General features: G+C 62.7%; 9 protein-coding genes. 3 read left to right on the top strand and 6 right to left on the bottom strand.

Annotated elements, in window-relative coordinates:
• Window positions 1-283 precede the first annotated feature (283 nt).
• The 3 genes from AC628_RS38500 to AC628_RS38490 all read left to right on the top strand — a co-directional run bounded on the left by AC628_RS38500 (window position 284) and on the right by AC628_RS38490 (window position 3,594).
• Window positions 284-1,669, top strand: coding sequence for an ABC transporter substrate-binding protein (locus AC628_RS38500; protein ID WP_074131853.1), 1,386 nt, complete (start codon window positions 284-286; stop codon window positions 1,667-1,669).
• A 207-nt stretch (window positions 1,670-1,876) separates the two neighbouring features.
• Window positions 1,877-2,746 carry a carbohydrate ABC transporter permease gene (locus AC628_RS38495; RefSeq protein WP_050422655.1) on the top strand — a complete coding sequence of 290 codons (870 nt, stop codon included), beginning with the start codon at window positions 1,877-1,879 and terminating at the stop codon, window positions 2,744-2,746.
• Window positions 2,743-3,594, top strand: coding sequence for a carbohydrate ABC transporter permease (locus AC628_RS38490; protein WP_074131852.1), 852 nt, complete (start codon window positions 2,743-2,745; stop codon window positions 3,592-3,594). The genes AC628_RS38495 and AC628_RS38490 overlap by 4 nt, the downstream gene beginning before the upstream one ends.
• A 69-nt stretch (window positions 3,595-3,663) precedes the next feature.
• Here the strand turns inward: AC628_RS38490 and AC628_RS38485 are convergent, their stop codons facing one another.
• The 6 genes from AC628_RS38485 to AC628_RS38460 form a co-directional block, all read right to left on the bottom strand.
• Window positions 3,664-4,479 carry an ABC transporter permease gene (locus tag AC628_RS38485; protein WP_074131851.1) on the bottom strand — a complete coding sequence of 272 codons (816 nt, stop codon included), beginning with the start codon at window positions 4,477-4,479 and terminating at the stop codon, window positions 3,664-3,666.
• Window positions 4,479-5,393, bottom strand: a complete 915-nt coding sequence (locus AC628_RS38480) for an ABC transporter permease (RefSeq protein ID WP_074131850.1) — start codon at window positions 5,391-5,393, stop codon at window positions 4,479-4,481. Before AC628_RS38480 ends, AC628_RS38485 begins: the two co-directional genes overlap by 1 nt.
• The gene (locus AC628_RS38475; protein WP_245321541.1) at window positions 5,390-6,490 is read right to left on the bottom strand and encodes an ABC transporter ATP-binding protein; all 1,101 of its coding nucleotides are present in this window, start codon (window positions 6,488-6,490) and stop codon (window positions 5,390-5,392) included. Before AC628_RS38475 ends, AC628_RS38480 begins: the two co-directional genes overlap by 4 nt.
• Before the next feature lie 293 nt (window positions 6,491-6,783).
• Entirely contained in the window at window positions 6,784-7,722 is a 939-nt protein-coding gene (locus AC628_RS38470; RefSeq protein WP_083633287.1) for a class I SAM-dependent methyltransferase, read from the bottom strand.
• Window positions 7,723-7,980: 258 nt separating this feature from the next.
• The gene (locus tag AC628_RS38465; RefSeq protein WP_074131847.1) at window positions 7,981-8,994 is read right to left on the bottom strand and encodes a methyltransferase; all 1,014 of its coding nucleotides are present in this window, start codon (window positions 8,992-8,994) and stop codon (window positions 7,981-7,983) included.
• Between the two features lie 36 nt (window positions 8,995-9,030).
• Complete coding sequence (locus AC628_RS38460; RefSeq protein WP_074131846.1) at window positions 9,031-9,990, bottom strand: Bug family tripartite tricarboxylate transporter substrate binding protein; 960 nt, start codon at window positions 9,988-9,990, stop codon at window positions 9,031-9,033.
• Between the last annotated feature and the right edge of the window lie 251 nt (window positions 9,991-10,241).

The raw sequence follows: 10,241 nt of genomic DNA, 5'->3' as shown, positions 1-10,241 counted from the left end.
GGCCGCGCCCGATGCCGCTGCCGGCGCACCCGGCAACGGAGCGGCGACAGCGGCCGAGAACGCCAAGTCGAACTGACGACGTCGAATTGAAGAGGTCGAACTGAAGAAGTCGAACTGACCAGGTCGAATCCATTCACTTTCCGCATGGATGCACCGGGACCGATCCACGCTCTCGCCGCGTACCCCTACAGAAGTCGTCGATCCGGCATCTTTATCGGGTCACGGGCATGCGCTAGTGTTTTCTCCAACCGGTTAAAAAGCCGGCCTCATGAGGGAGAACAACGTGAGATCCAAGGTTATCGGTGCGCTATCGATTGCGGTCGCTGCGGTCGGCCTGTTTGCCGCAACTGCACCCGCTCTGGCCCAGGGCAAGACGATCACCGTCTGGTGGGGCAAGGGATTTTACAAATCCGAAGACGACGCGCTGATCGAGACGATCAAGAAATTCGAAGCCAAGACCGGCATCAAGGTCGAACTGTCGCAATACGCGATCCAGGACATGATTCCGAAGACGGTCGCCGCGCTCGATTCCGGCACCGTGCCCGACGTCGCCTATTCCGACACCTATGATGTGCAGGCCCAGGGCAAGTGGGCCTTCGAGGGCAAGCTCGAGGATCTCTCCGACATCATGCTGCCGATGAAGGACGCCTTCGCGCCGAACACACTGGAAGCGGCGCTGCTCTACAACGACGTCACCAAGAAGAAGTCGTATTACGGCTTCCCGCTGAAGCAGCAGAGCATGCACGTCCAGATCTGGGGCGACATGCTGGAGAAAGCCGGCTTCAAGGCCGCCGACATCCCGACCAAATGGGAGGACTACTGGACGTTCTGGTGCGACAAGGTGCAGCCGGCGATCCGCAAGGCGACCGGCCAGCGCATCTACGGCGTCGGCCAGCCGATGGGCGTGGAATCCACCGACTCCTTCCAGTCGTTCTACACCTTCATGGACGCCTACCACGTCAAGCTGGTCGATGATGACGGCAAGCTCCTGGTCGACGATCCCAAGGTGCGCGACGGCCTGATCCACGCGCTGAAGGACTACACCGACACCTACATCAAGGGCTGCACGCCGCCGTCCTCGACGACCTGGAAGGATCCGGACAACAACGTCGCCTTCCACAACAAGACGATCGTGATGACGCACAATTTCACGATCTCGATCGCGGCGAAGTGGTTCGAGGATTCCACCAACCCGGCGCTGACCGACGCACAGCGCGCCGCGGGCAAGCAGGCCTATGAGCACGACATCATCACGGCGTCGTTCCCGAAGGCGCCGGACGGCTCGACGATCCGCTACCGCTCCGACGTCAAGACCGGGCTGATCTTCGCCAACGCCAAGAACAAGGCCGAAGGCAAGCAATTCATCAGCTTCCTGATGCAGGAAGACAACGTTCGGCCCTATATCGAGGGAGCGCTCGGCCGCTGGTTCCCGGTGACCAAGGCCAGCCAGGCCAGCCCGTTCTGGCAGGCCGACCGGCATCGCAAGGCGGTCTGGAATCAGTTCACCGGCGGCACCACGCCGTTCGACTTTACCAAGAACTGGAAGTTCACCATCCTGAACAACGAGAACGTCTGGGCCAAGGCCATGAACCGCGTCGTCAGCGAGAAGGTGCCGGTGGACAAGGCCGTCGACGAACTGATCGCCCGTATCAAGCAGGTCGCGGGGTGATGTAAGTGATGACGACCGCCGCGAACGTATGTCTCTGTCGTCCCTGCGAAAGCAGGGACCCATACGCCGCGGCGGTCGTTTTGAATGATGCTGGTCATCGGCTTTCGTGCGACAACGAAGGCTGGTGGTTATGGGTCCCTGCTCCCGTGCGCAATTGCGCACTAGGCAGGGACGACAGCGTAGGCACAGGCGACATCGAGTAACCGAATGGCGATCACACTCTCCGCATCCGATGCCCCCTCGCCGCCACTGTCGGCGCGGCTGTCGCCGCCGCAGGTCTGGGGCATTGTGCTGCTCGCGCCCTATTTGCTCGTGTTTCTCGCCTTCGTGGTCTATCCGGTCGGCTACGGCCTGTGGCTGGCGCGCCAGCCGGCGAGCTATGTCGCGCTGTACAACGACCCGATCTTCGCGCGCGCCGCGGTCAACACGCTGATCTTCCTGGTCATCGGCATCAACATCAAGATGCTGATCGCGCTGTTCCTGTCCGGCTTCTTCGCCCAGCAGCGGCCCTGGATCAGGTGGCTGTCCGTCATCTTCATCCTGCCCTGGGCGGTGCCGTCGATCCCGACCATCCTGTCGGTGCGCTTCATGCTCAATCCCGAATGGGGCGTGGTCAACCAGCTGATCTTCAAGTTCACCGGCGACGACGGCCCGAACTGGCTGAACGATCCGGCAGTCGCGCTCGCGATGGCGATCGGCGTGCACATCTGGAAGTCGCTGCCGTTCTGGACGCTGATCCTGCTGACCGGACGGCTCGCGATCTCGCACGACCTGTACGAGGCCTCCGACGTCGACGGCGCCAATTGGTGGCAGAAATTCCGCTACATCACCTGGCCGTCGATGCAGACGCTCTACATCACCTGCACGCTGCTCTCGATGATCTGGACGTTGGGCGACTTCAACAGCGTCTATCTGCTCACCGGCGGCGGCCCCGCCGACCTCACCCACGTGCTGTCGACGCTGGGCATCCGCTATCTCAGGCTCGACCAGCTGTCGCTGGCGATGGCCTCGATCGTCTGCGCGATGCCGTTCGTGCTGCCGCTGGTCTATTTCATGATGAAACGGTTGTCGCGATGAAGCTGCCCACCCTCCGCGAAGTCGGCACCGAAGCCAAGCTGCTCTTGATCGGCATTCCGGTCTTCATCTGGACCATGATTCCGATCTACCACATGTTCGTGTTCGCGATCTCGCCCAAGGAGGACGCGTTCTCCGGCAAGCTGTGGCCGGCGCATCCGACCTTCCACAATTTCTCGATCGTGTTCCACCAGCAGCACTACTTCCTGCGCGACTTCTGGATCCAGTTCTGGAATTCGACCGTGATCGCGCTCGCCGTCGGCGCGCTGACGCTGTTCGTCGCCACCGCCGCCGCGTTCTCCATCTCGCGGCTGCGGGTGCCGGGCGGCCGCGCGGTCATGAACATGGCGCTGTTCACCTATTTCATCCCGGCGGCATTCCTCGCCGTGCCGATGTACCGCACCATGGGCACCTATGGCCTCTTGAACAATCACTGGTCGCTGATCCTGGCGATGGTGACAATCGCCGCGCCCTACGCGATCTGGGTGCTGAAGCAGGCCTCCGACAAGCTGCCGGTCGAGCTCGACGAGGCCGCGACGATGGACGGGGCCACCACGCTGCAGCTGTTCCGCCTGGTCTATGTGCCGCTGATGATGCCCTCGCTGGTCGCGGTCGGCACCTACGCGATCCTGCTCGCGTGGAACGAATATCTCTACGCGTTCCTGCTGCTGTCGAAGGACACCGACATCACGCTGCCGGTCGCGCTCGGCAACTTCCTCGCCGCCGACGATTCGCCGTGGGAGCTGCTGATGACCACCGGCTTCATCTACGCACTGCCGCCGGCCGCAGTCTATTACGCGTTCAAGCGCTACATGGTCGGCGGGCTGACCGCGGGCGCCGTCAAGTCGTGAGGCTTGGCGCGGTCTCGGCTCACCTCTCCCCGCCGGGGAGAGGTGAAGCACGAGCCCAACCATCATGCTCTAGAGCGGCGCGGCGCTCTCGCCGCGCGCGTTCGACAGCTTCGAGGCGAACGAGGCGATCACGATGATCACGGCGATCAGCGCGATCACCAGCGTGCAGATCGCGTTGATCTCGGGTTTCACGCCGAGCCGGACCTCGGAATAGATCCGGATCGGCAGCGTCGCCGAGCCGGGCCCGGTGGTGAAGCTCGCGATCACGACGTCGTCGAGCGACAGCGTGAAGGCCAGCATCCACCCCGCGACGATCGCCGGCACGATCAGCGGCAGCGTCACCATCAGGAACGCGCGCACCGGATCGCAGCCGAGATCCATCGCGGCTTCCTCCAGGCTGCTATCGAGCGCGGAGAGGCGCGACTGCACCACCACGGTGACGAAGCACATCGTCAGCGTGGTGTGGGCAATCGTCACGGTCCAGAAACCGCGCTCGGCGTTCAGCGCCACGAACAGCAGCAGCAGCGACAGGCCGGAGATCACCTCGGGCATGACCAGCGGCGAATACAGCATGCCGGAGAACAGCGCCCGCCCCCCGAACCGCTCGCCCCGCGCCAGCCCGACCGCCGCCAGCGTGCCCAGCAGGGTCGCCAGCGTCGCCGACACCGCGGCGACCGACAGGCTCATCCACGCCGCCTCCAGCATGGCGCGGTCGTTGAAGAACTCGTGGTACCAGCGCAGCGACCAGCCGCCCCACACCGTCACCAGCCGCGAGGCGTTGAAGGAGTAGATCATGAGGATGACGATCGGCAGATAGAGGAACGCCAGCCCGAGCGCCAGCGAGGTCATGTTGAAGCGCGTCAGTCTGGTCGCGGCGCGCGCCATCAGCGGCCCGCGTCCAGTTGCCGCCGCTGCAGACGGTCGTAGAGCACGAGCGGCGGCACCAGCAGGAGCAACAGCGCGACCGCGGCGGCGGACGCCACCGGCCAGTCCTTGTTGGTGAAGAACTCGAGCCACAGCGTCTGCCCGATCATCAGCGAGTTGGAGCCGGCGAGCAGGTCGGGGATCACGAATTCGCCGACAACAGGGATGAAGCAGAGCAGCGCACCGGCGCCGACGCCCGGCAGCGACAGCGGGAACGTCACCAGCCAGAACGCCTGCCGCGGCGAGGCGCCGAGATCGCCCGCCGCCTCCAGCAGCGAGGAATCCATCTTCGAGAGCGTCGCATAGAGCGGCAGGATCATGAACGGCAGATAGGAATAGACGATGCCGAGATACATCGCGCTGTCGGTGGACAGCCAGACCACGGGCGCGGAGACAATGTGCAGCGTGAGGAGAACCTGGTTGAGCAGGCCGTCATGCTGCAGGATGTTGATCCAGGCATAGATGCGGATCAGGAACGAGGTCCAGAACGGCACGATGACCAGCATCATCGCCACCGCTTGCCAGCGCTGCGGCAGCCGCGCCATGCCGTAGGCGATGGGATAGCCGATCAGCAGCAGGATCAAGGTCGAGGTCACCGCGACGACGAGGCTGCGCAGATAGGACAGGATGTAGAGATTGTCCTGCAGCAGCAGGCGGAAATTGTCGAACGACAATTGCGCAAACGCAGCCGCCAGCGCCGCGCGCCCTTCGCTGAAATCGAACACCGGCGTATAGGGCGGCTGCGCGATCGCGGTCTGCGACAGGCTGATCTTCAGCACGAAGCCGAACGGCACCAGGAAGAACAGCACCATCCAGAGATAGGGCGCGATCGCAGCGAGCCGCGCCGGCCGGGCGAAGATGCGGCGCGCGCTCATTGCTCCAGCACCAGGCAATCATCGGCGGTGAACCACGCCACCACCCGCTGACCGGCGAGATAGGCGTCGACATCGAGCCGCGCGGTGTTGGCCATCGACGAGCGCACCACCGCGCCCGTCTCCAGCTTCACCCGATAGCTGGTGATGCCGCCGAGATAGTTGACGTCGATGACGACGCCTTCCAGCCGGTTGATCGGCTGCGGTGCGCCCGCATCCGATGCCGGCGCGCGGCGCGACAGCTTCACCTTCTCGGGACGGATCGCGACGCTGACGACCTGCTTGGTCACCGGCGGCCACAGTTCGCTGACCGCGAGCGCACCAGCTTCCGTGGTGGATACCGTCAGGCGGCCGCGGTCGCGGGCGGTGACCTGGCCGTTGAACAGGTTGATGTCACCGACGAACTCGGCAATCCAGCGCGAGGCCGGCGCCTCGTAGAGATTGCGCGGCGTGGCGACCTGCACCAGCCGGCCGGCATCCATCACGCCGATGCGGCCGGCCATCGTCATCGCCTCCTCCTGATCATGGGTGACGATGATGAAGGTCATGCCGAGCCGGCGCTGCAGCTCCATCAGCTCGCCTTGCGTGCTCTCGCGCAGCTTCTTGTCGAGCGCGGCGAGCGGCTCGTCGAGCAGCAGCACCTGCGGCCGGCGCGCCAGCGAGCGCGCCAGTGCCACGCGCTGCCGCTGTCCGCCGGAGAGCTGGTCGGGCTTGCGCTTCTCCAGCCCCTCGAGCTTGACGAGCGCCACCATCTCCGCGACGCGGGTCGCGATATCCTTGCGCGCCATGCCGGCGCGCTTCAGCCCGAAGGCGATGTTGTCGCGCACCGACAGATGCGGAAACAGCGCGTAGTTCTGGAACATCATGTTGACGGGCCGCTCATGCGGCAGCACCTGGGCGATGTCGTTGCCGCCGAGCAGGATACGGCCCTCGTCCGGCGTCTCGAAGCCGGCGAGCATGCGGAGCAGCGTGGTCTTGCCGCAGCCGCTCGGGCCGAGCAGCGCGAAGAACTCGCCGGCGCGGATATCGAGCGAGAGCTTGTCGACCGCGCGGAAATTCCCGAACGACTTGGCGACGCCCTCGATCCGCAGCAGCGGCATGTCCGAGACGGCCGGTTCAGGCAACGGCTTTGCCGCCTCCGCACTCGCTTCGCCCGATGTCACGTCAAGAAGCCCCGATTCCCCGCAAGGTCCAATCCTGGCGGCAAGCTAGCCGCGGATCGCCACCGGCTCAACCGCCTCACGGAAATCTCCCGCAATATTGTCGCCCTCCGCGCCTCTGCCAGGGCGCGTACTCATCAACGCGTTGCGTCGGCTTTGAGGTACAAACCGGAAGACACTTGCTCAGTCTGAACCTTACCGCTTTTGACCCGAAACCAACGTCAGTGCCCTGCTTAACGACGTTCGCCAATGCGCTGTCCCTTACCCACGCGCGCCAGCGCTATGTGCAAGCTGGCAGGCGGTTGCCCGAGCGTAGTGTTTGCTCCCCGGTAGCGTTCCCACATCGCCTTTCCGTCCAGATCTTCAATCAGCTCAAGCTCAACACAAGCGAGATCGTTGACAATTTCATCGGGATTAAACCCTGAAATCCAAGGTTCGCCGATTTGCGCTACCACCTTGGTGTTCTCATTGTGGGGTGATCGCGATGCGCCCTGGGCGAACTCGGCTTGGTCGACATAGGTGAATACAAGTTCGCTCCCCGGGGCACCGCAAGTTGCGACTGCGCGCAAGGTTGCCAGATTGGCATTGCGAGTCAGGTACACCGTAACGCCGAGCCACGTGAAGAATGTTTTCTCGCCCGTGCGGAACGGAGAGCGAGCCAAAACCGCCACCAAATCCTCATTTGCGAGGTCGGCAGCGATGAACTGCACAGACGGCGGAAGCGACATGCCGCATTCCTTAATGCGTTGGATCTTCAAGGTCTGCGTCGCCGGATGGTCAATTTCGAAGATCGTTAACCCGTCGGAAAAAGCGGGGCGGCGAAGCACGAAGCTGTCCAATCCGGCGCCGATCAGGACATACTGACTGATGCCCCTTATTGTCGCCTCCCGCAGCGCATCCTCTGCATAGCGGGAGCGAATCACCACTCCAGGGAGGGTGGTGTTGGTCAGCAGGAACTCGTCCAACACTGAAGCGGGCGTCCGCAGGGCGCGGGCACGCGCGTCCGAATCCATGCGGGCCAATATCCGCTCAGTCATTCTTTCGCGTTCGGATTCGGGAACGAGTCGATCGCCCCAGGGGTCGTCCAGAAGAGGAAAAGGGTCGGACCGCGAATGCAGCGCTCTCATAAGTGACGTCACCATTGCGGTGCGGCTGGGCAATGACTCGATCATCGCGATCCTTCTTGGGACGGCTTGTCTTTGCCGCTGCGGATTTGGGCACGGTGTGGGCGATCCGTCACGTACGGACGAGAGACTAGCCTGAAAACAATTTAAACGCTGCCCATTTGCCGAACAGACAGGCAATAACCTTCTCACTAGCGCCACTGACAGGCTTCTAGAGGTAACGCAATTTGCTGCGCCGCATAAGTCCGAGATGGAGCGGCGGGGACATCAACCAAGGGACTATCCGGCTGAATCGGTCGAAGCCGCCTATTTTTCGCCGATGATCATGGAGTTGCCACCTGGTAGGTCGCGAACTATCGTTTCTGCGAACCCGGCCGAACACATCCAACCGGTGCAATCCGTTGCCGTATATCCAAACCCGCCCGCCGTCCAAAGGAGCATGTTGAGAGAGGAGAGCAAGCCCGTTGTGCTTGTGCGCCGGTCGTCGTCGATCAGCATATCATAGACGATGATAGCCCCACCTGTCCGGATCGCTCGATACGCCTTGTCCAGTAACATCTTCTTGGCTTCAAGATCCCAATTGTGGAGGACGCGACCCAACACGATGACATCGGCCTGAGGCAATGGATCCTTGAAGAAATCGCCTCCCGCGAAACTCACCCTGTCAGCGACGTTGCGTTCGACCGCGTACTCCTCGAATCCCGAGCGCAGCATCGGAAGATCGAATCCGATCGCACGGACGTGAGGATGTGCCAAAGCAATCTGGACCGGTAAGCAACCTTGAGCGGTGCCGACATCGCAAAGTGTCTGATAGTTCTCCCAGGGGAACTGGTGAGCGATACCTTGAGCGGCGAGCAAGCTGCCGGACGTCATCGCGGTGACGAAGGTCCGGAATCTCGCTGCGTCGTTGTAGAGAGATCCGAAGTGATCCTGGCCATGCGTTTCGGCCGCCGGATTACCGGTCTGCAACGACTGCGTCAGCGATCCCCATAACGCGTATTCGCGGCGGTTATACTGATCGAAGCTGGCTCCGAGATAAGTCGGCTTCGCTCGGTCGAGATAAAAATCGCTCTCCTCGGTATTGCGATATTGCCCTTTGTCGTCTCGCGTTAGCAGACCCGTCGCAACGAGTGCATCGAAGAAGTCGCGAGCCGCGCGACCATGGACCTGAATGCGGCTGGCGAGATCTCTCGCATCGAGCGGGCCGGCAGCGAGTTCCGAAAACACTCCGAGTTCGACCGCGCTCAGTAGAACCTTCGCCTGTCGGTAGGCGCTGCCGATCTCGAAAAGCCGATCGGTACGCGGCTGCTCGCGGCTCATGGGGATATTCTCCTGTCTCGGTGCTTTGCGCGTCGGCTATTGCGGGGTCGCCTGGGTATAACGGGCGAGCGCGGCGCGCTCGTCCGTGACGATCTTTTGCAGTTCTGCCGGAGAGGTTACGCGTACTCGCATGCCGATCGCGTTGAATCGTCCCGCCAAATCCGCGTCCGCGCCAATCGCGTGTAGGTCGGCGCCGATCCGTTCACGTAGCTCAGCCGACATTCCGCGGGGCGCGAAAAAGCCGAGGAACGCTTCGTACTCGAGTTCCGGGAAGCCCGACTCGCGCGCGGTGGGAACGTCAGGCAGGAAGGGCGATCGCTGGCTGTTCGTAACCGCGATGATCTTGATCTTGCCGGTTTGCGCCATCGGCAACTGGGTAGCGAGGGCAGCAGCATAGAATTGGAGTCGATCTTGCGCGAGGTCCTGCATCGCCATACTCACTTCTCGGTATGGGACGCGCGGGAGATCGATGCCGGCGCGCTTCAAAAACCCCGGCACCAGATAGTCCAGACTGCCGGGAGTTCCGCTCCAATTGAACTGCCCCCGCTTGAGGCGCGCCTGCGCGACAAATTCGGACAGCGAGCTTGTCGCCAGGGAAGCCGGCACCCCTATCGCTACGTAGACTTCAGCTGCGGCCGCAACCGGCAGCAGATCATCGGGATTGTACGGAAGGCTGCCCGCGTGCGCGAGCAAGTTGCTCGTGAGCGGTCCCCCGTTCGTATAGAGGAGAGTATGCCCATCGTTCGAGTTGAGCACCGCGGTCGCGGCGATGATGCCGTCAGCGCCTGGACGATTTTCGACGATGACGGGCTTCCCCCACCGTACCGCGAGCTTTTCGGCGAAGGGACGCGCCGTGACGTCGCCACCGCTGCCAGGCGGGAATGGCGTGATGATCTTCACGACCTGGGTTGGCCACGACTGGGCGTTACCCGGAAACGCGGTAAACGACAGAGCGATTGTTGTCAGCAGTCCCAGAGCCAAATGCGTGGTGCGCATGACCGAATCTCCTCGTCCCGACCGCCGGCACGGCGGTTTGTCGGGCTCGATGGACACTACGAGGCGATACCCTTAAGGTCCTTGTTTCAGGGTCTGAAGAGTTCTGAACAGGCATGGCATTCAATCCGAAACCGGATCGAGACACTGTTCGATTTGGAAAGTTTGTGCTGGGTCTTGTCGACCGGCGGCTGACCTGTTCGGGACAGCCCGTCAAGCTCTCAAGCCGGTCGCTCGATATTCTCTGCGAATTG

The organism is Bradyrhizobium sp. NAS96.2 (genome assembly GCF_001908235.1).
Classification (GTDB): domain Bacteria; phylum Pseudomonadota; class Alphaproteobacteria; order Rhizobiales; family Xanthobacteraceae; genus Bradyrhizobium.
This window is presented reverse-complemented; position numbering and strand designations above follow the sequence as displayed.

What these genes read in the sequence shown, in the direction of transcription:
- AC628_RS38485 (WP_074131851.1), bottom strand. Translation starts at nt 4,479, where the DNA reads ATGGCGCGCGCCGCGACCAGACTGACGCGCTTCAACATGACCTCGCTG.
- AC628_RS38490 (WP_074131852.1), top strand. Translation starts at nt 2,743, where the DNA reads ATGAAGCTGCCCACCCTCCGCGAAGTCGGCACCGAAGCCAAGCTGCTC.
- AC628_RS38470 (WP_083633287.1), bottom strand. Translation starts at nt 7,722, where the DNA reads ATGATCGAGTCATTGCCCAGCCGCACCGCAATGGTGACGTCACTTATG.
- AC628_RS38465 (WP_074131847.1), bottom strand. Translation starts at nt 8,994, where the DNA reads ATGAGCCGCGAGCAGCCGCGTACCGATCGGCTTTTCGAGATCGGCAGC.
- AC628_RS38495 (WP_050422655.1), top strand. Translation starts at nt 1,877, where the DNA reads ATGGCGATCACACTCTCCGCATCCGATGCCCCCTCGCCGCCACTGTCG.
- AC628_RS38480 (WP_074131850.1), bottom strand. Translation starts at nt 5,393, where the DNA reads ATGAGCGCGCGCCGCATCTTCGCCCGGCCGGCGCGGCTCGCTGCGATC.
- AC628_RS38475 (WP_245321541.1), bottom strand. Translation starts at nt 6,490, where the DNA reads ATGCCGCTGCTGCGGATCGAGGGCGTCGCCAAGTCGTTCGGGAATTTC.
- AC628_RS38460 (WP_074131846.1), bottom strand. Translation starts at nt 9,990, where the DNA reads ATGCGCACCACGCATTTGGCTCTGGGACTGCTGACAACAATCGCTCTG.